At 32.5% G+C, this 22367-nt stretch carries 23 protein-coding genes and 4 pseudogenes; 19 read left to right on the top strand and 8 right to left on the bottom strand.

The window, feature by feature from the left end:
• Nucleotides 1-45 precede the first annotated feature (45 nt).
• The 3 genes from Q2T76_RS01930 to Q2T76_RS01920 all read left to right on the top strand — a co-directional run bounded on the left by Q2T76_RS01930 (nucleotide 46) and on the right by Q2T76_RS01920 (nucleotide 1765).
• Nucleotides 46-690: a DUF443 family protein gene (locus Q2T76_RS01930; RefSeq protein WP_302083599.1), complete on the top strand. Its 645-nt coding sequence runs from the start codon at nucleotides 46-48 to the stop codon at nucleotides 688-690.
• A gap of 10 nt (nucleotides 691-700) precedes the next feature.
• Nucleotides 701-1108: a hypothetical protein gene (locus tag Q2T76_RS01925; protein WP_302083597.1), complete on the top strand. Its 408-nt coding sequence runs from the start codon at nucleotides 701-703 to the stop codon at nucleotides 1106-1108.
• A 105-nt stretch (nucleotides 1109-1213) separates the two neighbouring features.
• The gene (locus tag Q2T76_RS01920; protein WP_302083595.1) at nucleotides 1214-1765 is read left to right on the top strand and encodes a hypothetical protein; all 552 of its coding nucleotides are present in this window, start codon (nucleotides 1214-1216) and stop codon (nucleotides 1763-1765) included.
• A gap of 28 nt (nucleotides 1766-1793) precedes the next feature.
• Here the strand turns inward: Q2T76_RS01920 and Q2T76_RS01915 are convergent, their stop codons facing one another.
• A complete protein-coding gene (locus Q2T76_RS01915; protein ID WP_302083594.1) occupies nucleotides 1794-2378 on the bottom strand; it encodes a hypothetical protein in 585 nt (194 codons plus the stop codon).
• 104 nt (nucleotides 2379-2482) lie between these two features.
• Here Q2T76_RS01915 and Q2T76_RS01910 point away from each other — a divergent pair, with 104 nt between their 5' ends.
• From Q2T76_RS01910 to Q2T76_RS01890, 5 genes and pseudogenes are all read left to right on the top strand, one after another.
• Nucleotides 2483-3790, top strand: a complete 1308-nt coding sequence (locus Q2T76_RS01910; protein WP_302083592.1) for an alkaline phosphatase family protein — start codon at nucleotides 2483-2485, stop codon at nucleotides 3788-3790.
• A pseudogene (locus Q2T76_RS01905) lies at nucleotides 3780-4130 on the top strand (MFS transporter); the annotation flags it as partial. The gene Q2T76_RS01910 and the pseudogene Q2T76_RS01905, both read left to right, overlap by 11 nt.
• A 33-nt stretch (nucleotides 4131-4163) precedes the next feature.
• On the top strand, nucleotides 4164-5126 hold the full coding sequence (locus tag Q2T76_RS01900; RefSeq protein WP_302083591.1) for a LacI family DNA-binding transcriptional regulator: 963 nt from the start codon (nucleotides 4164-4166) through the stop codon (nucleotides 5124-5126).
• Between the two features lie 132 nt (nucleotides 5127-5258).
• Nucleotides 5259-7088 carry a beta-glucoside-specific PTS transporter subunit IIABC gene (locus Q2T76_RS01895; protein WP_302083589.1) on the top strand — a complete coding sequence of 610 codons (1830 nt, stop codon included), beginning with the start codon at nucleotides 5259-5261 and terminating at the stop codon, nucleotides 7086-7088.
• 25 nt (nucleotides 7089-7113) lie between these two features.
• Complete coding sequence (locus Q2T76_RS01890; protein ID WP_302083587.1) at nucleotides 7114-8601, top strand: family 1 glycosylhydrolase; 1488 nt, start codon at nucleotides 7114-7116, stop codon at nucleotides 8599-8601.
• 47 nt (nucleotides 8602-8648) lie between these two features.
• On the opposite strand, the pseudogene Q2T76_RS01885 reads toward Q2T76_RS01890, so the two are convergent.
• From Q2T76_RS01885 to Q2T76_RS01870, 4 genes and pseudogenes are all read right to left on the bottom strand, one after another.
• Nucleotides 8649-8815: pseudogene (locus tag Q2T76_RS01885) on the bottom strand (6,7-dimethyl-8-ribityllumazine synthase); the annotation flags it as partial.
• A gap of 198 nt (nucleotides 8816-9013) precedes the next feature.
• Complete coding sequence (locus Q2T76_RS01880; RefSeq protein WP_302083586.1) at nucleotides 9014-10174, bottom strand: tyrosine-type recombinase/integrase; 1161 nt, start codon at nucleotides 10172-10174, stop codon at nucleotides 9014-9016.
• A gap of 198 nt (nucleotides 10175-10372) precedes the next feature.
• Nucleotides 10373-11005 carry a helix-turn-helix domain-containing protein gene (locus Q2T76_RS01875; RefSeq protein ID WP_302083584.1) on the bottom strand — a complete coding sequence of 211 codons (633 nt, stop codon included), beginning with the start codon at nucleotides 11003-11005 and terminating at the stop codon, nucleotides 10373-10375.
• Between the two features lie 105 nt (nucleotides 11006-11110).
• Nucleotides 11111-12051: pseudogene (locus Q2T76_RS01870) on the bottom strand (NADP-dependent oxidoreductase).
• 141 nt (nucleotides 12052-12192) lie between these two features.
• On the opposite strand from Q2T76_RS01870, the gene Q2T76_RS01865 reads away from it, so the two are divergent.
• The 4 genes from Q2T76_RS01865 to Q2T76_RS01850 are packed head-to-tail and all read left to right on the top strand — an operon-like array spanning nucleotide 12193 to nucleotide 15517.
• On the top strand, nucleotides 12193-14019 hold the full coding sequence (locus tag Q2T76_RS01865) for a heavy metal translocating P-type ATPase (RefSeq protein ID WP_302083583.1): 1827 nt from the start codon (nucleotides 12193-12195) through the stop codon (nucleotides 14017-14019).
• A gap of 57 nt (nucleotides 14020-14076) precedes the next feature.
• Entirely contained in the window at nucleotides 14077-14295 is a 219-nt protein-coding gene (locus Q2T76_RS01860; RefSeq protein WP_302083581.1) for a heavy-metal-associated domain-containing protein, read from the top strand.
• Nucleotides 14292-14837: a DNA starvation/stationary phase protection protein gene (locus Q2T76_RS01855; RefSeq protein WP_302083579.1), complete on the top strand. Its 546-nt coding sequence runs from the start codon at nucleotides 14292-14294 to the stop codon at nucleotides 14835-14837. Before Q2T76_RS01860 ends, Q2T76_RS01855 begins: the two co-directional genes overlap by 4 nt.
• Before the next feature lie 20 nt (nucleotides 14838-14857).
• Nucleotides 14858-15517, top strand: coding sequence for a Crp/Fnr family transcriptional regulator (locus Q2T76_RS01850; protein ID WP_302083577.1), 660 nt, complete (start codon nucleotides 14858-14860; stop codon nucleotides 15515-15517).
• Nucleotides 15518-15621: 104 nt separating this feature from the next.
• Here the strand turns inward: Q2T76_RS01850 and Q2T76_RS01845 are convergent, their stop codons facing one another.
• Nucleotides 15622-16494, bottom strand: a complete 873-nt coding sequence (locus tag Q2T76_RS01845) for a LysR substrate-binding domain-containing protein (protein ID WP_367881608.1) — start codon at nucleotides 16492-16494, stop codon at nucleotides 15622-15624.
• Between the two features lie 357 nt (nucleotides 16495-16851).
• On the opposite strand from Q2T76_RS01845, the gene Q2T76_RS01840 reads away from it, so the two are divergent.
• Together Q2T76_RS01840 and Q2T76_RS01835 are read left to right on the top strand one after the other, a co-directional pair.
• Nucleotides 16852-17037 (top strand): hypothetical protein, encoded by a 186-nt coding sequence (locus Q2T76_RS01840; protein ID WP_302083576.1) that lies wholly within the window; start codon nucleotides 16852-16854, stop codon nucleotides 17035-17037.
• Nucleotides 17038-17114: 77 nt separating this feature from the next.
• Nucleotides 17115-17453, top strand: a complete 339-nt coding sequence (locus Q2T76_RS01835) for a hypothetical protein (protein ID WP_302083574.1) — start codon at nucleotides 17115-17117, stop codon at nucleotides 17451-17453.
• A 303-nt stretch (nucleotides 17454-17756) separates the two neighbouring features.
• Here Q2T76_RS01835 and Q2T76_RS01830 read toward each other — a convergent pair whose 3' ends face one another.
• Both Q2T76_RS01830 and Q2T76_RS01825 read right to left on the bottom strand, forming a co-directional pair.
• Nucleotides 17757-18917, bottom strand: coding sequence for a tyrosine-type recombinase/integrase (locus Q2T76_RS01830; RefSeq protein WP_302083573.1), 1161 nt, complete (start codon nucleotides 18915-18917; stop codon nucleotides 17757-17759).
• Nucleotides 18918-18972: 55 nt separating this feature from the next.
• Nucleotides 18973-19359 carry a helix-turn-helix transcriptional regulator gene (locus Q2T76_RS01825; RefSeq protein ID WP_302083571.1) on the bottom strand — a complete coding sequence of 129 codons (387 nt, stop codon included), beginning with the start codon at nucleotides 19357-19359 and terminating at the stop codon, nucleotides 18973-18975.
• Nucleotides 19360-19500: 141 nt separating this feature from the next.
• On the opposite strand from Q2T76_RS01825, the gene Q2T76_RS01820 reads away from it, so the two are divergent.
• The 5 genes and pseudogenes from Q2T76_RS01820 to arsD all read left to right on the top strand — a co-directional run bounded on the left by Q2T76_RS01820 (nucleotide 19501) and on the right by arsD (nucleotide 22362).
• On the top strand, nucleotides 19501-19773 hold the full coding sequence (locus tag Q2T76_RS01820; RefSeq protein WP_302083569.1) for a hypothetical protein: 273 nt from the start codon (nucleotides 19501-19503) through the stop codon (nucleotides 19771-19773).
• A 455-nt stretch (nucleotides 19774-20228) separates the two neighbouring features.
• Nucleotides 20229-20372: pseudogene (locus Q2T76_RS07915) on the top strand (helix-turn-helix transcriptional regulator); the annotation flags it as partial.
• A 42-nt stretch (nucleotides 20373-20414) separates the two neighbouring features.
• The gene (locus Q2T76_RS01815; protein WP_302083567.1) at nucleotides 20415-21392 is read left to right on the top strand and encodes a replication initiation factor domain-containing protein; all 978 of its coding nucleotides are present in this window, start codon (nucleotides 20415-20417) and stop codon (nucleotides 21390-21392) included.
• 278 nt (nucleotides 21393-21670) lie between these two features.
• Nucleotides 21671-21985, top strand: a complete 315-nt coding sequence (locus Q2T76_RS01810; RefSeq protein WP_302083565.1) for a metalloregulator ArsR/SmtB family transcription factor — start codon at nucleotides 21671-21673, stop codon at nucleotides 21983-21985.
• 11 nt (nucleotides 21986-21996) lie between these two features.
• Entirely contained in the window at nucleotides 21997-22362 is a 366-nt protein-coding gene (gene arsD / locus Q2T76_RS01805; protein WP_302083563.1) for an arsenite efflux transporter metallochaperone ArsD, read from the top strand.
• Nucleotides 22363-22367: the final 5 nt, after the last annotated feature.

Raw genomic sequence — 22367 nt, 5'->3', positions numbered from 1 at the left:
TTGGGAGCTGTATCAGAAAGCGATGTATTAGCAGGTTAAGAGAATATGACTAAAACGAAAATTGAATCAGAACCGTTAACTGGTAATAGACGTTACATAATTTTGAATACAGCCGATAAGCACTATTTGATTGATACCGATGCGCCAATCTTTTTGGTTCAATTGTTTCCATTTCTAACATGGATTATTAGACATAAATGTTATGAGATAACTCCTAAACAATGGAACGAGCTTTCCGGACCAGGAGTTGAAGAGAAGATGTCACCAGGGGATGTTGCAATATTAGGAAGTGGATTGAGTTTTATTGTGGGTCCATTTTTATTAAAAATGTCAAATCTAGTTCGATTAAACAATCAACTATTAGAAAATCTGATTTTTTTCATAGGAATTATTGGTGTGATATTAATTAGAATTTATTCTATAAAAAGAAAAAAGATAGACAGTAGCTATTTTGATGAGAAGAAAATGATAAAAGCAAAAATAAAATTCTCTTTTGGCGATATGATGAAGTACTTTTTTATATTTCTATCCGAGCTCATATTTGCTGTAATTGCTATAACTATGAAATTCGCATTCAGTTATGATTTGGTAGTTACTGTTGCGGCATTATTTTTTATTTATGTTTATTTAATAATGAATGAGGGCGTTTGGAAGTGGAATGAAGAATCTTATTTAGAAATTGATGACTGAGGAGAAGATGATGAAGAATAAAAGGGTTACTTTAATTGCCCTAAGCGTGGCAATGGTTTTTGTCTTGATTGCTGGAGTAGGAATAGGTGTGAAAGTTCATATGGATAGGCAAAAACAAGAATTACGAGAGAGACAAATTAATTATTTGAAGAAACATGAAAAGGAAATAGTGGATTATATTAAAGAACAGAATCCTCGAGTTACTAGCGTTTCAATCGATTGGAGTCAAACAAATACAGGAACTATTGGAAATGGTCTTCCTCAAGGTAGTGGAGAGGCTATTCGTGTGTTTGGAAAATTCAATAATCATAACAATTCTGGTTGGACAATACAGATGGACTTGGATAAAGAGCATATGCCAATTATGGAATCTATGTCTCTAGATTCACTAAGTATTGGGGGAAAGGTTTATGACTAATTTATTGAATTGGAGTAAGTGGGGTAGAAAAAGAAGGCGTGGAGTTTGAACCATCATTATTGTTGGTCGAAGAGAAACGTTAATCAGCGAAGGGAGCTGTTGAATATGCATAAATCAAAAAATGAGAAATTCATCTTCTTGTTTCAAGACAGAAAAGATAAAAACAAATCGGGCTTTTATTATGACATTGAGAAAGACCAATTTTTGAAAGAAATTAATGGAAAACCTAATCTAGTAATTCTAGGTGTGATAATTTTTGTGTTGATAATGACAATAGATTATTTGAACCGTTTCATAATTACCGGGAACACTCTCACTTATACTATTCTCATGAATCTTTTTGGAATGTTGTTAGCTTGGGGATGTGTCAAGCTGCTCAAACCAGGAAAGAATTTAAAATATGAAATAATTAACCCTTCTAAAGAAGAAATCAAACAGTACATTGAACGTACAAAACGAAATATAGGCAACCTTAAGAAATGGCAAAAAGTCTACTATATTATGCCAATATTGTTTTCAGTTTTTTTCCTTACTTCAAATGGAATTGGTTACTCGCTCCCAATCATAGTAGCTTGGTTCTGCGTATTCTTCTTGCAATATGATATGGATCAAAAAAGAGTTGAAGAATTAATAGAATATTTGGAAAAGACTTACTAAAAATATGACTATGACGGGAACGATAACGCTAAGAGTGTTGCATTTTTTCAAACTGTTCAACACATTCATTTATATATTCATCAATGCAGTCCAAGCTTAATAAGCCTGGACTTTTTTTGTCAGAATAATCTTGAAAGTCAGCATTTAAATCGTTGATAATTTCGGGAACATCTTCATCTGCTATTTCTTTAACTCCCGATGTTGTGAAGTTTCCTATTGTTAATTGTGATAATTGGTATTTTTTAATCAAAACTTGGTTAAAGTAATGATAGTCTGCGTATAAGAGCTGTAGTGCTGTCGATTTATCGTAATGATTATGTTCGAGAATGTAGTCCTTAAAAATTGTTTTTAGCCAGATATCATCTGAAATCAAATGAAGATAATATCCTTGTTTAAATGGATCTAAGTTGTCTTGATATTCCTCCAAGAATTTCTCAGGAAACATATCATGTTCACCGTCTGGTCGTTTCTTCATGAAATGAGTCAGTTCTTTAGGAGTGTTTGAATTTTTGTTTGAATCGGGAACGATGCTTCCGATCAAAAAGTCATTACCTAATTGATAGTTATTATTTATGATTGTGGCTATTGCGTAGTGCATAATTCTTGAGCCCATAAATATCACTTCCTTCGCCTACATTATATCAGCTCCAATACTGACATCTATTATTAATGTAAGTTATAATAATGTTTATTAATAAATAATAGAGGACAACTTCTATGGAAGCTAATCAACATTTAGTCATTATTTCCTTAGATTCGCTAGGATTTCGTGATTTGCGTGAACATCGTGAAGAATTGCCAATTTTAAATTCGTTAATTGCTGGTGGAACATGGGTGAAATCCGTCACTGGAATTTATCCGACTTTGACTTATCCGTCACACACAACAATTATCACCGGGCAGTATCCTAATGTTCACGGAATTATTAATAATACTAAGATTCAGCCTAAACGTAATTCTCCAGATTGGTATTGGTATCAAAAAGATGTTAAGTCACCAACACTTTATGACTTAGCGCACCAGAAACAGATGACGACGGCAGCTTTTTTGTGGCCAGTAACTGCTGGTAGCAAAATTACTTACAATTTAGCCGAAATTTTTCCTAATCGCATTTGGACAAATCAAGTTTTGGTTTCGTTGAAAGCTAGTTCGCCTTTATTTCTATTAAAGATGAATCACAAATACGGACATCTACGTAATGGAATTAAGCAGCCGCAACTCGATGACTTTATTACTGCTTCGGCGGTGGATACTTTAACTAATCAGCAACCTAACTTAACAATGATTCACTTGGTAGACATGGACAGTATGCGTCATCGCTATGGTGTTCGCTCGCCAGAAGCTATGGCAGCCTTGCATCGATTGGACCAACGAGTTGGCGAAATAATTGAAGCAACTAAGCAAGCAGGAACTTTTGCCGATACCAATTTTGTAATACTTGGCGATCATTATCAAATCAACGTTGATAAAATGATTCACTTAAATACTTTGTTTGCCCAAGAAGGCTGGTTAACCAAACGACCAGACCAGACAATTGAAGATGATTGGTCAGTGTTGGCTAAGACAACCGATGGCTCTAGTTATATCTATACAAAGAATTTTACCGATAATCTACGTTTGCGCGAATTAGTAAGTAGTGTTGAAGGTATTGAGACAGTAATTTCAGGTCAGGAAGCTAGTGAACGTGGGGCTGATGCTGATTGTACTTTGATGGTTGAAGCTAAGGAAGGTTATTATTTCACTGATGAAAGTAATCGTCCCCAAATAGTGGAAGAGGTCGATCCAGCAACTTTGGGCGAACCTGACCGCTATCATGGAGTTCATGGATATGATCCGACAAAACCGGATTATCAGACGACAATTGTTTTTAATGGACCAGCAGTTAAAGCGGGTGAAACAATTGACTCTGCAAATTTGGTTGATGAAGCACCAACATTTGCTAGATTATTAGGATTACAGTTTGACAATCCATTAGCTGGAAAATATTTGGATGGAATTTTTAAAGGAGTGACAGATGAAATTTAATAAGCAACAATGGAGTTGGATTTTTTATGATTGGGCCAACTCAGGTTACGGAATAATTGTGACGACGGCAGTCTTGCCAGTTTACTTCAAATCGGTCGCTCAAAACAGCGGGGTGTCACCAGCTAATGCAACAGCATATTGGGGATACGCCAACAGTATTGGAACTTTATTGGTATCAATTTTGGCACCAGTTCTGGGTGCACTTGCAGATTATCCAGAGACGAAAAAGAAAATGTTGAATATTTTTTCAATGTTGGGAATGGTTATGACCTTAGGGTTAGGAATTGCGCCACCAAGTGCGTGGAACTGGTTATTGATAATCTATATTCTGTCGATTATTTTTATTTTGTTGAACTTTTAAAGGAGTTTTCTTATGACAAATATTTTTGATGTAGCAGAAGCTGCTGGAGTATCAAAATCTACAGTTTCTCGCGTGTTTAGTGGCAAAGGATATGTTTCTGATACCAGTAGACAAAAAATACTTCAGGCTGCTGATGATTTAGGATATGTTCCTTCTATCTTGGCAAGACAACTCAGACAACAAAGTACTAAAACTATTGGGTTTATTGCTAAAACCTATTATCCTGCAGTTGGAGATTTGATGAATTATGTCACTCACATGCTTGATAAAAAAGGTTACAAAATTAATATTTATTTTACAAAAACAAAGGAAGACGAATTAGAAATATTAAATGCGTTCAAGTATCATACATTAGATGGATTATTTTTTGCGGACAATAGAAATAATTGGCATACAATAAAGAAGTTTTCTGAATACGGTCCGATTTCAACATGGCGCCGTATTAATAGTAGATATGTTTATTCTTCTTATGTTGATCACTATCCACTGTATTGTAAAATATTAAAATATGTAACTGATACATATGGAGATGTCAGTGTTGGTCATATTTTAAATGATCAACTTAAAAACAATACGAAAGCTCGATTGAGAGCTTTAAATGAGTTTAAAGCAGGATGGGAAAAAATAGATTCATGGAAGGTTTTTTATCCTGAGCAGACAAATGCAGGTAGAGATGCGGCACAAAAATATATGAAGTTGTCAAAAAAACCTCAGGTGATTGTTGTATATTCAGATTATGTTGCATCGGAATTTATTTCATATTTAAGAGAAAACAATTATAAAGTACCAGAAGATATTAAAGTTTTTGGTTTTGATAATAGTGATTTTGGCAGATTTAATGAGTTATCGACAATTGATACATTTCTATCTTTACAGGTAAGGAACAGTATCAATAAAATTCTTTCAGAACTAGAACAAACGGAATTTCATGAGTATAAAATTGTACCTAAAATAATCATTAGAAATACGTGTTAAAAAAGTTGCTAAAACAATTAGTAACTTTTTTATTTTTTTGCTTGACATGGGAATGTTCCCACAAATTAGGATAAGATTGTACCAAAAATTGAAAGCGCTTAAGTTGATGTTAAAGGTAAAAGGAGATTTCGCATGAATTATACAGATTTATCAGCTCGTATTTTAAATGATATGGGTGGTTCTAATAATATTAAAAAAGTGTGGCATTGTGCAACACGTTTGAGATTTAATGTTGTTGATAACGAAAAAGTTAATAAAGCGTCTTTAGAAAAACTAGATGGTATTATTCAAGTTGTTTTCGGTCAAGAACAATGGCAAGTGGTTATAGGGACACAAGTTGCTGATGTTTATAATGCACTTATTAATTTGAATGAAATGAAAAAGTCAAATGTTAAGACTGAAGAACTAGATGAAACTGGAAATAAGCAAAAAGGATTACTAGGTATTTTAAATAATTTTATTTCATTTATTTCCAGTTTGTTCATGCCATTTCTTGATGCAATTTGTGGTGCAGGAGTTTTAAAAGGAATTTTAGCACTTTCGACGACAGTTGGTTGGATGAGTTCTAAAGATGGTGCTTATATCATATTGAATGCAGCTAGTGATGCATTATTTTATTTTCTACCTATATTCATCGCTTATAATGCTGCTAAACAGTTGAAAGTTGATCGTTTTGTAAGTATGACAATCGCTGGAGCATTAGTTTATCCACAAATCACTCAGTTAGCTACTGATAATACAACCTTGAGTTTTTTTGGAATTCCTGTCGTACCAATGTCATATACTTCATCAGTTATTCCTATTATTCTTACAATTTGGATTCTGAGCTACCTAGAACCATTATTGAAAAAAATAATTCCTAATAGTCTAAAGTATGTTTTTGTTGCTCTTTTAGAATTAATAATTATGGTGCCTCTGACTTTAATTATTGTAGGACCAGTTGGTTCAACAATTTCAAATGCGTTAGCAGACTCAATTATGGCTGTCTATAATAATGCTCCTGTTGTTGCAGGGTTAGTCATTGGTGGACTTTGGCAAGTAATTGTAATGTTTGGATTTCATTGGATGATTTTGCCATTGATTATGAGTAATATTTCAAACTTAGGGCAAGATCCAATTTTCCCAATTGCATGTGCTGCAGTTTTGTCACAAGCAGGATCAGCTCTAGGTGTCTTTTTAAAAACTAGAAATAAGCAAATGAAACAAGTCTCAGGAGCAGCAAGTATTGCCGGAATATTTGGAATTACAGAACCAGCGCTTTATGGAGTAACTTTAAAATATAAGAAACCATTTTATATTGCAATTTCAGTTAGTGCAATAAGTGGAATAATTATTGGATTATCAGGTGTTCAAGCGCATGCGTTTGCTTTTCCAAGTATTCTTTCAATTCCCACATATTTGGGCAAAGGTTTTGTTTGGGAAGTTATTGCATTAGTTATTAGTTTCTTCGGAGCAGCTATTCTGACTTATTTATTTGGGTTAAATGGAGTTAAAGATGGTGAGGTAGCTTCAATAGATACTGAAGCTTATATAATTCCTGTTGAAGGTGAGAAAATTGATTTGAAAAAAGTTAACGATCCGGTTTTTTCATCTGGTGAAATGGGGCAAGGAATTGCAATTAAACCAGCCTCGGATGAAATAGTAGCTCCAATTGATGGTAAAGTTACTGTAACTTTTGATACTAATCACGCAATTGGAATTACAGATAAGATGGGTTCGCAAGTGCTAATTCATATTGGTATTGATACTGTGAATCTTAAAGGTGCCTATTTTAATAGTCTTGTAAAAAAAGGCGATGAAGTGATACAAGGGCAAAAATTAATTGAATTTAATCATGCAGCTATTGAAGAAGAAGGTTATGACGCCACTGTAATGATGATCATTACTAATAGTTCAGAGTATCAAATTAAAACTAACCTAGATGATCTTGATACTAACGCTTTATCAGTAAGTAAAAAATAAAAAACAGAAATAAGGAGATAAAGTTATGAATAATTTTCCAAAAGACTTTTTATGGGGTGGTGCAACTGCCGCAGATCAATATGAGGGAGCCTATAATCAAGCAAATAAAAGTTTATCGGCTTCAGATATTTTACCATTAGCAGGAAACGGTAGAAAATGGGCGCTTGACCATCCTTTAGAAGCAGCAAAAAAAGATTATGGTTTTTACCCAGCTCGTCAAGGAATTGATGGATATAACCATTGGAAAGAAGATTTAGATTTATTTGCTGAGATGGGATTCAGTGTCTATAGAATGTCAGTTTCATGGCCAAGAGTTTTCCCTGAACTGGGAATGGAGGAAGCAAATGAAGAAGGCCTAAAGTACTATGATAAAGTAATCAGCTATGCACGTGAATTAGGCATGGAAATTATTATGACTATTGATCACTTCGATACTCCTTTGTGGGCAACTAAAGCGTTTAATGGGTGGATTGATCGAAGAATGATGGATGAATTCTTGAAGTTAAGTAAAACTCTATTCCTCCGTTACAAAGACCAGATTAAATACTGGATCACATTTAATGAAATTAACGCACTACTTAATTATCCATTATTTGCAGGTGGAATCGACATTTCTAAATGTGAAAATCCCTTAGAAGCAAGATATCAAGCAGCACACAATCAACTGGTTGCTTCGGCTAAAGCAGTAACTTTAGGGCATGAAATTAATCCTAACTTTATGATCGGAAGTATGATAGCTGGAGTTGTAAATTATCCAAATACCCCATACCCCAATGACGCATTGGAAGCACAAGAAACAACTAGAAAATCGTATTTCTTCCCAGATGTACAAGCAAGAGGATACTATCCTTTATACGCTAAACGATTATTTGAAGAAAACAATATTGAAATACAAATTGAAGACGGTGATCTTGAAGCGTTGAAAAAAGGAACTGTTGACTTTGTTTCATTTAGTTATTATTCTTCAAGTGATGTTTCTACAGACTCTCGAATTAAAGCTAGAAAAACAGCGGGTAACTTTTCTCCGGCAACATCTAATAATGATGGTGGAACAGTTACTTGGGATGCAGAAAATACTGTTAATAATCCATATCTTGAATCAAGTTCATGGGGATGGGCAATTGACCCGGTCGGATTAAGATATCTAATGAATGATATCTATGATCGTTTCCAAAAACCTATAATGATTGTAGAAAACGGACTTGGTGAACACGATGTATTAACAGAAGATGGTCATGTCCATGATAATTACCGAATTAGATATATGAGCGAACATATTGAACAGATGGGACTAGCGATTAGAGATGGTGTTGAATGCTTAGGATATACTATGTGGGGTCCAATTGATATCATTGCAAATTCTACTGGTGAAATGTCTAAAAGATACGGATTTATTTATGTAGATCGTGATAATGATGGAAATGGGACAAATAATAGAATTAGGAAAGATTCATTTGAATGGTACAAACAAGTAATTAGTTCGAATGGCGAAGATTTGTATTTTGACATTTAATATTAATAAAAAAGGAGAACCTAAAAAAAGGGTTCTCCTTTTTTAACTTATTTTATTAATTCAATAAGTGACATCATTTCTAGCAATCCTTGGGCAGCATTACTATCCTTATTTCTACTGCTTGTTCAATGGAAGCTATACTTTTGACAACTTCATTACTTACTAGTTCATAGTGGGTTGTAGTTCCACGAATGACTATCCCTAGTATCAAAATTAATCAAATTTCTCAAAGTTGAGAAAAACAAAAAGGCCATCATATCAATGCTTTAGCATGATATAACAACCTTCAAAAGTACTTATATGGGTGGTCAGGGGTTTGAGCCTATATTTTTATAAATGCTATTAAATCAATGTTTATAAAAGTTTATTTAATTATATTTTGTAATTGAATACCATTTTGAATACCATTAGTCTAAAAATCTAGAAAATTAACCAGCTTATTCACTGCTTCTTTATCTTGTTTTTCTGTAACATGAGTATAAATATTCAATATGGTTTGTGCGTCTTCATGTCCTAATCGTTCTTGTACTTCTTTGATACTTGCTCCTGCTGAAAATAGGGCGGAGGCGTGAGAATGTCTAAAACCATGTATTGTTATTGGTGGTAATTGTGATTTATTAATAATAGGCTTTAACCACTTGCTTGGTGTATTGAGTGATTTAAAAGTATTCTTAGTTGTTGCAAATATTAATTGATCATCACTGTTAACATTGAACCCAAGCATTAAGTAAATGCGTCGTTGTTCTAATTTCCAACGTTTTAAATAACTAACGGTGGTACTATCTAATGAGAGTTTACGAGTACCTTTTTTAGTCTTGGTAGCTTGAACAATCTGCTTGCCTTTAAGACCTTGAGTGAGTGTTTTATTAATATCTAGGATATTATCATTTAAATTTAAATCACTCCAGGTTAAAGCTAAGCATTCCCCACGTCTGATACCTGTAAAGGCTAATAGGCGGAACAAGGTATATTTTTCTAGTTCACTTTGTGGATCGATAAAACTAAAGAAAGTTTTTAACTGTCCCTTATCCCAAAAGTTTGGTAATTGCTTACCACTCTGTTCATGTTTCTTCGGCATAACAACCATTTTAGCGGGATTATCTTTTATATATCCTTGCTTAATAGCATAATCAAAAACAGCCTGTACATAATTGAACCACCGTTTGTAATTTCTAGTGGTTTTTTTGTACCACTTGTTCAGGGATGTTTGACATTGAGCTATTGAGATAGTTCTAACACGGTATTTACCTAATGCGGGTAAAATGTGATTGTTAAACATCCCTTGTGTTCTATTGTATGTACTTTCACGAACAGTATTAATGTACCCCTGGTACCATTCCTCATAAACTTCTTTAAATGTTATATTAGCTTTATCGGGCTTGTTATCTAACATCCCTTTACTTGCTTGATAATCTAATTTTTTTAGTTCTTCTGTTGCTGATTTAACTGTATTAAAACCACGGCGGGTGGTTCTTTTACTTTTACCAGTTTGTTCATTTATTCCTAGATACATATTAAACATATAGGCGGTTGTACCGTCTTTTTTTGTGTACTTTTTTATTCTATTATCCATTTTATTCATCCTTTACCGTCGTGCAGGCAGGTAGTGGGATGTGAATAATAATTATATTTAAACCTGGCTTTAACCTGGCTTAAGGGTAGCTTAGTACGAGGTCGGTTTAAACGACTTCGTTAGTGAGGTATCTATAAGGTACGTCAAGAGGTGGTTTGAAACCACTACATAAAATAAACGTTTTTGTTGTTTTAAAAATTATCTATGATACTTATATTTTAATTTATCTACTGCATATCTAGCATTATTTAGAATATCTACAATATCTTCATACGCTTGCGGTGTCATATCGTCATAAGCCACTGATTCCAAAGAATGTGGTTTCATTAATTTAAGACCTGAACTATTGTCTATAAATTTTTCTTTTTTCTTTGGATCGATATAGTAGTCATTCAAAATATTTTCAATGGAGCGTAAGGCGGTCTCTACTGAGTTAATGGCTCCTACATCAGTTTGCCCACGGCCTTCAATGTTATTAACTGCTTGGCTAATCTGTGTTTGTGGGTCATCATTTTTATTTATACGCGAGCTTTTTTTAATTTCTTCTTTTATATGTTCCTCAGTGTATCCAGTTGCGTCTTCCCAGCTTTTAAAATCGTATTCATCATTTATAAGATTATCTACAGTTCTATTACTGATTTGAGCAATTGCTAATAATCTTGATTTATTAGGCTTATTTCTCCCGTGTTCCCAGTTGTTTACTGTTCCCTTTGTAATGGTGGAACTATTTGTTATATCTCCAATTTTTTCAGCAAACTGTTCTTGAGACAAACCTAAACTAAGCCTAATTGAAGCTATTTTATTACCTAAATCATAGTTACTTATAGTCATGATATACCTCCAATTTAGTAATAATATACAATTTAAGACTATTTAATAATATTAAATCTTAATTTGAAATGTTTTTTTCTTTGCTTAATATTCAGGCTTGATCATTTAGAATTTGATTACAACTTTTCCTGTTGAATGGTTAGTTGCACTTATTTGATGTGCTTTGACAATACTATCTTTTGAAAAAGGTAGTACTGAATCGATAATCGACTTAACTTTATTTTGGGTCATAAGGTCAGCAATTTTTTGTAAATTATCACCATTTGGTTGTAGCCAAATACTTTCAAATTGTAAATTTGTATCTTTGATAATTTCTTTAGTATTTTCAGATTCACCGACAATTGAAATTTGACGACCTGTTTTTGGATTCATAATTGAAAAGGCTTCTTCTTGATTGATACCACCTAGTGTATCAATGACTAAATCAATATCTTTTAATTTATCTGTTATTTTTTCAGTGCGATAATCAATAATTTCATCTGCTCCTAAATCCTTTACTAAATCAAAGTGTTTCTCACTAGTGGTAATGATTACTTTGGCACCAAAAGATTTTGCTAATTGAATCGCGTAAGTACCAACGCCACCAGAACCTGCTTGAATCAAAACAGTTTCTCCAGATTGTAATTTTCCATGTGTGAATAGAGCTTGAAAGGCTGTTTCTCTAGCTAATGGAACAGCAGCAGCTTCTTCAAATGAAACATTCTTTGGCTTGTGGGCTAACAAATTATCATCTACGGCAGTAAATTGAGCATATGTTCCTTTTCTAGTAGTATCTGGTCTGGCAAAAACCTCGTCTCCGATCTTCCAATCAGTAACCTCTGTACCGACTTTAATGATCACACCTGCGACATCCCAACCAAGAACAATTGGAAATTGCCAATCAAACATTTGTTTTAAATAGCCTTCACGTAATTTCCAGTCAATTGGATTGATAGAAGTTGCTTTTACCTCCACAAGTACTTGTTTAGGTCCGATTTCCGGTATTGTTAGTGTCGCCATTTCCAGGTGTTTTCATCACCATATTGATTAATGACAACAGCTTGCATATTTTCTGACATAGTATAAACCTTCTTTATTTAATTAGAGGACTAGCTTAGCAAGTTTTTATGAAATTAGTCAAATAAGTTGATTTGAATCAATTATTAAATTTTTGAAATAGTTAATAATAATGGCTGAGGTGATGATAAATGATTAAATATATAAATAAGCATAATAACTTAGTTGCAATGATTACAGGTGTTTTAATAATCTTAGCTTTTGTTAGCTTGAAATTATTGAACATTAATTCAGGAAAATACTTGTTTCTAATCGGTGGAATAATTGGTGGAATTCCTATCTTCGTGAAAGCTATTGAAGCAATTAAAATTAAAGTTATTAGCATTGACCTACTAGTGAGTATTGCGATTATTGGTGGTTTGTTGATTGGAGAATTTGAAGAATCGGCTGTCGTAGCTTTTTTGTTTTTATTTGGAAATTTTTTAGAACAAAAAACTTTAAAGAAGACGCGTAATTCAATTCGTCAATTAGTTGAATTGGTTCCTAAAAAAGCTAATAAAAAATTAGACTCAGGTGAGATTCAAGAAATTCCTATTGATGATTTAGAAATAGATGACGTAGTCGTTATAAATACCGGAGGACAGATACCTGCAGATGGTAAGGTAGTTGCTGGAAGAGCCAATATTAATCAATCGGCAATCACGGGTGAATCAAAATTAATATCAGTAAATCACAGTATGGATGTTTTTGCCGGATCAATTGTGGATAATGGCAGCATTGAAGTTTCAGTAACTAGAATTGGTGATGAAACTACCTTAGGCAAGATTATTGAATTGGTTGAAGAAGCTCAGGACACAAAATCACCGGCTGAAAAATTTATTGATAGGTTTGCAAAATTTTATACACCTATTGTCCTGTTAATTTCATTATTAGTATTTGCTATAACACAGAATATTAAACTGGCAATTACTATTTTAGTTTTAGGATGTCCTGGGGCGTTAGTAATAGGGGCTCCAGTATCTATCGTAGCTGGAATTGGCAATGGTGCTAATAAAGGAATTCTACTTCAGGGTGGTAATGTAATAAATCAAATGGCCAAGGTGAAAACCTTTATTTTTGATAAAACTAACACTTTAACAAATGGTGAGATGAGAGTAAGCATTGTGAAACAGTATCAAACAATACTTGACGAAGATAAGCTACTTATATCCAGCATGGAACAAAAATCAGATCATCCTTTAGCAAAAGCAATGATTCAATATTTCGGTAAAAGTAATGACGCAATAGAAGTAGCAACTGTTAAAGGACAAGGATTAGTTCATAAAAATGTTTTATTAGGAAATGAAAAGTTACTATTGAAAAACAATATTACTTTAACAACATCGCAGTATATGGATTTGTATGATATTCAAAATACTGGAGCTTCAACGATTTTGTATGCTAAAGAGGGTGTAATAGTAGCAATTATTGGTATCAGTGATACATTGAAACCTACGGCTAAATCTTCTTTAAATGAATTACGCAAACTAGGTGCTAAGAATTTAGTTATTCTTTCCGGTGATAATAAAATAGCGGTAGATTATGTTGCTAAACAACTATTAGTTGATAAAAGTATTGGAGAATTATTACCGGAACAAAAAGTAACATATGTAAAAGATCTACAAAAAGACAGTAAGGTTGCTTTTGTAGGTGATGGTATTAATGATAGTCCTTCAATTGCAACTGCTGATATTGGAATTGCGATGGGGAATGGGACTGATGTAGCAATTGAAACATCAGATATTGTATTAGCTAATTCTAGTCTAGAGAATTTAGTCTACGCATATGTATTGAGTAAAAAAACATTTGCTAATGTAAAAGAGAATATTTTTATTGCGATTGGAACCGTTGCGCTATTACTCCTAGGATTGGCTTTGGGGGTAATTAACATGGCTAGTGGAATGCTATTTCATGAACTAAGTATTTTGATAGTTATTTTAAATGGTATGCGATTAATTAAATATAGTTACAAAAATTGATTTGAATCAATTATTTTTATTGAATAAGAAATTATGATAATAAAAAAGGAGATTAATATGAAAATAATTATGCAATTGGACGAGTTATCGTGCCCATCATGTTTACAAAAAATAGAGGCTGGAGTAGGACACTTATCGGGTGTCAACACTACAAAAGTATTATTTAACGCCAGTAAGGTTAAAGTAGACTTTAATGAGTCACTAATCGATCAAGAAAAATTAATAGATACAGTTACTAATCTTGGTTATGAAGTTAAAGAGGTGAAAGTCAAATGATGAATATTGAGCAACTTTATCAACAAGAAATAAAACAATCAGAAATTGATCATAAAACTCCAACTGCTGGAGCTATGACGGGACACATTGTTGCTAACTTACAAATTTTTGAACAAAAGGTTCAGCAAATAAAATGGTATTATGTTGGTAGTAATAAAATAAGTATCTCCGAACATTTACAAAAATTATTGTATGACATCGTGAAGTTCAAAGATCAATTGGGAGATACATTGTTAGATGAGTTAGAATTAGTTCCCAGCACCTCACAAGAATTTGTTGAATATACAATGCTAAAAGAAGATAGTAAGATTAAGTATATGAGCAACTCAGAAATGTTTAAAATTTTGGCTGAAGATATTCAGACAAATATGATGTTTATTACAAGAGCTGTTAAATTAGCAGAAACTGAAGATTTAGTAAACTTAGAGTCATCATTAGTAGACTTACTAAAATATAGTAAACGCGAGTTGCGTCTGTTGAAAGCCCAGGCAAATATTACAATGATGGAATTAAAGACTGAGCTAAGTGATGAAGAAAATTAATTTAGAAAAGAGGTAGTATTTTGGAACAACATATTTGTGCAGAAATAGTACCGATTTTTCAGCGCTTATCTCGGAATGATCTATTAAAAATATCAGCTATTACACGACATAAAGAGATAGCAAAAAACGAAATGGTTTTTGCTCCTAATTCACAAGATGAATTGGTGATTTTGGCTGCTGGAAGTATCAAAATATATCAATTAAATAAAAATGGTAAAGAACAATTATTAAGAATTATGCAGCCTGGGGATTTTGAAGGAGAAAGAGTTCTTTATGGAATTAATAATAAAAATCTTTATGCTACAGCTTTAAAAAATTCGACTATTTGTACTTTACCAAAATCCAGTTTTCAAAAATTATTAATAGATTATCCAGAAATTAGTCAACATTTGCTGACTGATTTTGCTTTTAAATTAGAGAAGCTAGAACGGCAAGTAGAACTGTTCAATTCAGAGAGTGTAGAAGCTAAATTGGCTACCTACATACTTGACTTAAGCGTAGATCAAAATAGTCAGGTTGTGGAATTACCTTTCAAGTTAAAGGAATTAGCTAGGTATATTGGAACAACTCCTGAGACATTATCAAGGAAATTTAAAGATCTAGAAAATAAAAAAGTTATCAATCGCAATCAGTTAAAAATTCATATTTTAGATAATGATGAATTAGAAAATATTTTTTAAAAAAGCAAGATTATTAAAAAAACATATATGGAATTATGTGAGTTTGTGAAAAATAATTCTAAAGAAAAGGTTTGACGAATTTTCGTCAAACCTTTTTTGCAAAATTATAAGTTATTTTTTTCGAATGTACTAATTAATTTGGATAAATCATCATTTAATATCTTGTCTTTTCTGTATACCAAATAAATATAAAAGTTGATATCTTTAGCTTCGTTGATGCTATAAATATTATACTTTTCAGGTTCTAATAGAGCCGTTTCCGTGAAGAAACCAATTCCTTTATCTTGAGCAATCAAATCTAATGCTAGTTTATAATCAGGAGTTTTGAAGAGAATATTTGGATCAATATTCATTGAACTATAAAGATTAGACAAAATTTTATTATGAACCGAGTTTTCATCAAGAACAATCATATATTCGTTTCTTATATCTGAAAGAGATAATGAGCTATTTTTTGATAAAACGCGATTTTTTGCACTAACAATTTTGAATTCATGCGTGCGTAAAAGTTTAGTTTCTAAATCAGAGTTATTTAATAGATTGGCCGTACCTACCAACGTAGCATCCAAATCTCCATTAATAATTTGTTTCATAAGAATTTGTGATTCGGAAGTGATCGGCTCGATTGTGGAAAGTATATTAATATCTTTGAAGTAACTAAAGTATTTAGAAAAGTAATTAGTAATAATAGGCGGAAAACCAATTTTTAATTTAGGATTTTGGATATCTCGAATTTCTTTGCGAGCTAAAGTTTCTTCAAATAAAATTCGATTAATATGTATTAATAATTGATTGCCTGTCTTTGAGATTGTCAGCGTGTGTGACTTAGTATCTTTGATAGTTAATTGAGTATTAAATTCATTTTCTAGCCGTTTAACGGCATAGGTTACGGTAGGTTGACTGATATTAAAGTATTTAGCTGTATTAGAGTAGCTCTTTAGTTCGGCTAATTTTTGAAAATATTTTAAATAAACTATTGCACATACACGATAATACGTATATACATAATTTATGTAATCAAGTAAGGAGTAATTACCCTTAGGAGATTATAGCGGGTATTGGTTATTACGTTCCACCTTTTACACAAACCAATTGGGGAGGTGCGAACGTGAATAATTCAATAGAGGTTATTGTATTTGTTTATTATGGTAGGTCTTGGTGGGTTGATAGTATCAATTGCCAAAGCATATTACATAATAAAAAAAGCCAATCACTTATTTAAGTAATTAGCTTACGAATATGAATAACCAAACCGTTTGGGCGAGGTATCCTACTACCTCGTTCTTTTTTAATATTATCATGAAATTAATAAAAATCAAACACAAAGATTGGGGATGTATACCATGGTTACTGAAGCCCAGAAACGAGCTAATAAAAAGTGGGATGAAGAACACAAGGAACGTAAGGCATACATTGCTAAGCGGTCAACGGCAAGAAACTTTATAAAGAAGTTTGCCACTGATGAAGATATTGAAGAACTAAAACGATTGATAGCAGAGCGTGAGGGTAGGTCGGTATAAGTTTAACTTAGGTCGTTAGAAATAGTGGTATATTACTTAAGTGCTTTATTGGATAAATTAATTAGGAGGATAGTTATATGATGAAAAGTATATTAAATGACATTACTAATAAAAACGAACAGAATGAAAAAATAAGAGAATGGGCAAATAAAATTGATCAACTAATAGAAAATTCTAATGATGATATGGTTGATATTATTAGTGAATTTAGAACTATAAGAGAAGAAATGCAGAACGAAGAAAAAGCATGTGAACAATATGCGAATAAAAGCGATGATGTACTTAATCTAATTGGCAACTATCATGGTGCTGCTCAAGAAATTTATAAAGTTTCAGGAAGAGTAACAAAAAATAATATTATTGAAAGTCTTGACGACGTTTCTTCTGAATTACATTGGTATATCAGTCAAATGTAAAACAAATAAAAAAACATCCCTGAGATTAATCAGAGGTGTTTTATTCTGCCTACACGATAAAAATTGAATACCATTTTGAATACCATTGAATACCATATTTTGTAATTCATTAAAATTTGTTAAAAATAAAAAACCGATTATATCAAGGTTTTAAGCCCCTATACAATCGGTTAAAAGTTACTCAATGGGTGGTCAGGGGATTAACTTTGCCAGACCTAGCTCATCTAAATGTTGTTGCTATATCACTGTATATTCATATTTCAAATGCTCAATAATTGAAAGTGAATACCCCGTTGACTACCCCTAAATGTTCAGATAATTTACTAATTTATCAACAGCTTCTTTGTCTTGTTTTTCAGTCACATGCGTATAGATGTTCAAAGTCGTTTGTGCATCTTCGTGACCTAAACGGTCTTGCACCTCTTTAATTGTTGCTCCTGCAGAGAATAGGGCAGAAGCATGAGAATGTCTGAAACCATGAACAGTAATTTTGGGAAGTTCAGTTTGTTCAATTATCTTTTGGAGCCATTTACTAGGTGTATTCAGAGATTTATGAGTATTATTTCTTGTGGCAAAGATAAGCTGGTTATCTTCTAGTGTATTAAATCCATGAGTTAAAAATATTTTCTTTTGTAACAATCTCCATTTTTTCAAAGATTCCATAGTGGAATGATCAATGGAAATTATCCGATTACTTTTTCGGGTTTTAGTGGCTTGCACAATTTGCTTACCTTTCAGACCTTGAGTGAGTGTCTTGTTAATACTCAATGTATTGTTTTTAAAATCAAGATCACTCCAAGTTAGAGCTAAGCATTCACCACGGCGTAACCCGCCAAAAGCTAATAATCTAAACATACAGTATTTTTCCGGCTCTTGATTCTCACTTATGTTAGAGAAGAAAACCTGTAATTGCGATTTATCCCAAAAGTTTGGAATATCAGGCCCAATTTTTTCATGTTTTTTAGGCATGTTAATTTTTCTAGCCGGGTTATCGACTGTATAGTCTTGTTTCACTGCGTAATCAAACACTGCTTGTACATAATTGAACCAACGTTTGTAATTTCTTGTGGTTTCGTTGTACCACTGATTAAGTGCTTTTTGACATTGTACAGGTTTAATAGTTCTAATTCTTAAGTTACCAAAGGCAGGTAGTATGTGGTTATCAAACATTCCTTGAGTCCTATTAAAAGTACTTTCTCGAACAGTATTAATATATCCTTGATACCATTCTTCATATACTTCTTGGAAAGTAATATTTTTGTTAGTATTTACAAGCTCTAGGGTTTTGTTTGCAACCTTATAATCTATTTTCTTAAGCTCAAGCTCTGCATCTCTTAGTTTTCTAAATCCACGCCGTGTGGTTCTTAATTTTTTGCCAGTTTGTTTATCAATTCCTAAATATACTTGAAATTTATAAGCGGGTTTCCCGTCTTTTTTTATGTATTTTTTAATTCTGTTATCCATTTTTCTCCTTATGATTTTGGGGCAAACAATATCATAGAATAGGAGATTTTATTTATTAATGATTTGCTACATCTTTAGAAACAATGTCTTTTATTTCTTTTAATTGATCTTTATTTAGTGAGTGAATATTTTTCAGAATGTAATATTCGTCTTCAGAAAGAATAGTGTGTCGTATTTCAACATTGTTATTATCAGAAAGTTTCTCTGCAAGATCACTAATATTTTCAATGTAAGGTAAGTGATTCTCATCTGAATCAAGACCAGCTAACCAGTTTAATGTTGCATGATAATAATCGGCTAAAGTAACCCAAGTATCAATTTTTGGATCACTTATTCCTTTTTCATACCTACTTAAGTTTGCTCTTGGAATACCAGTATCACTACTTACTTGATCTAAAGTTAAACCATTTTCTTTTCTTACAAACCTTAGATTGTTTCCCATTTATAAACACTTCCTTTTCTCGTTTTTGATAATTATCACAGATAGTATATCACATATTTCTCAAAAAAGAGAAAAATGTATTGATTTTCTCAAATTTAAGAATTATAATATTCTCATAAATAAGAAAAAAGGGGTGAGGAGATGGTAGAAGTGCTTTTGAATGAAGAAGAAAAAAAGAAAATATCAAATGAAGTCAGAGAAATTATTCTTAATGAAATATCCAAGATTAAAGATATTTCTAACTTTAACAACAAAGAGTGGATGAAGAAAAAAGATGCTTGTAAATATTTATCGGTTTCTAATAACACTTTTGATAGATTTAGATATGAAGGATTACCAAGTTGCACTGTTTCGGGAATAACTTTATATAATCGCAAAGATATAGACGACTTTTTTATAAATCATCGAGACTAGCTAGGAAACAGTGAAAGTTCGATTCTTTCACCTAGTCATTGCTAGACATAGTTTTAGCAAATAAAGGGCAGATATAGAGATTTTAGTAATTAATGGTTAGCAACAAAAATGCACCAATGGAATGAGTGGCGTGTCGCCATGAAAGACCAGCAGAATAGCTGGGCGTGTCCATTGGTGAATGGAGTGCGGAGTGTCGTAGCACGGAATGGTATTTTAACGAAAGCAAGCAAGTAAACTATGCCTCATAGTGTCTTGCTTGAGCGAAAAGCAATGTCTCATTGCTTGTAGTGGTCTTGAAGTTATATTCAAGACTTAAACCCCCGTTATGTAATACGGGGGTTAATATACAGAATATTGACTATACAAGTGAGTGAAAAAGGTTGATATTTAAAGGTTTTATGAAAAATAAAAGTGTCACAATTTAAAATAAATTTGCGACAAGAAAGTGTGAATATTTGGAAATAGAAAAAGAATTAAAATCTTACAGAAAGAGAAATAAGTACACTCAAACAGAAATGGCAAAAATACTATCAGTAAGTAGGAGTACTTATTCTAAGTATGAAAATGGATCTAGAAAGATCTCAGAAGGTGTAATAACAAAAATTAATAACCTTATTCCGTATCTAGAGACAGGCAATAAATTGGATTGTATTTATGACTGGGTAAGAGTGAGAATACCTAACATGTCACCAGAAGATGTGATTACCAAAATACTTCGATTAAAGGTTGATATGTTCATTAATAAGAGTACGAACATATTGAACTATAACACTGTATATGAACTAGATAATATTAGAGTTTTATATGATTCTCCAAAACTGACAAATAAAGGTGTATCTATTGAAATGAGTGGACAAGGTTGTCGGCTATATGAAGAATTTATAAAATTTAGAGATCAATGGTGGTTTGCCTTTTTTCGAGACTGTGCACATGCAGGAGCAGTTTTTAACAGAATAGATATGGCAATCAATGACTATTATAGATTCATTGATATACCAGAGTTTATTGAAAAAGTTGAGAATGATGAATGTATAACTAAATTCAGAACATGGCATGTTACTGGAGAAGGCGATTTTAATGGCAAAAAGGAAGGTAGTTCAATCTACTTTGGAGCAGGACAGTCTAATCTACAAGTTGTATTCTATGAAAAAGACTACGAACAAGCTAAGAAACAGAGAATACCTAGAGAACAAGTAGAAATAAAAAATCGTTATGAATTAAGATTTAAACATGAGTATGCACAAGACTTGATGGGTAAGTTACTAGCTACTGCTGATGCACTACAATTGGTTAAAAATATCTTAAGCACGTATATTAGCTTTAGAGATAAACAGCTAGGTCAAGAGAAGAAGTATTGGCCACTTAATCCAGATTGGTCTGTTCTCTTAGACGATGTAGAGGAACTAAAACTGGAAATGAAGCCTAAAGAAGACTCGTATGAAAGAACAGTCGATAATATGTTCTATCAATATGGTGGAGCCATGAGAATGGTACTTAGGACAGATGATATTCGAGGAACGGACACCTTTATAAAACGAGTTAGAGAATCAGAAATGTCAGAAAAGTATTACCACATGATGAAAGTATATTTAGCCAAAACTGAAGATTTCATAGCATGAACAAAAAGACCTACTTAGTAGGTCTTTTTGTTCTGAAAGGAACTTTAAATTGTGTTGACAACACATAGATGCTCATCTATATTAAACATATAGACAAATATCTATGTGAGACATTGGGGGTGCTTTATCATAAAAACATTAGCCAGGATAATTGGTGTTACTGCAGCAGTGGCAGTTGCTTTATTGATGAAAATAACAGTACCTACGTCGCTAATAGTTGTTGCTTTTTCAATAATAATATTATTGTTTGTAATAGAGAAGAAAGGAAAAACTAAAAAGTGAATTACGAAGATTATTCGAATAAATTAAAAATAATATCTGATCCCAACAGAATGAAAATAATTGATTTACTTTCAAATGGTGAGCTATGTGCTTGTGACATTTTAGAAAACTTTGAATTTACTCAACCAACGCTTTCTCATCACATGAAAGTGCTTGAGAATGCTGACTTTGTTTCTGTTAAAAAAGAGGGAAAATGGTCTTATTACAGTTTAAACCAAAGCAAATTAGAAGACTTCATGAGAGATTTTAATCAATTATTTTTTAATTCAAATGTATGTGCATGTCAAACTAAAAATATGGTGTCAAATTAAGGAGAATAAAAATGAAAAAATTGGAACTATTTGAGCCTGCAATGTGTTGTTCAACAGGAGTATGTGGTCCATCTATTGATGAAAACTTATTAACTATCACCTCAATTTTTGAAGCACTTGAAGATGTTTCTCAAATTGAGGCAAGTCGCTACAACTTATCAAGTACACCGGATGCATTTGTTAAAAATGAAACAGTTCTAAAAACTATACAAGAAAAAGGAAACGATATTTTACCTATCACGGTTCTTGATGGCAAAATTGTTAAGACAAGTGATTACCCAACTAAAGAAGAATTAACGAACTACACTGGACTAATATTTGTTGATCAATCAAATTCTGAAGGAAGTTGCTGTAACGGATCAAATGAATGCTGCTAAGGGGG

The organism is Lactobacillus sp. YT155 (genome assembly GCF_030504545.1).
GTDB lineage: Bacteria > Bacillota > Bacilli > Lactobacillales > Lactobacillaceae > BQUT01.
This window is presented reverse-complemented; position numbering and strand designations above follow the sequence as displayed.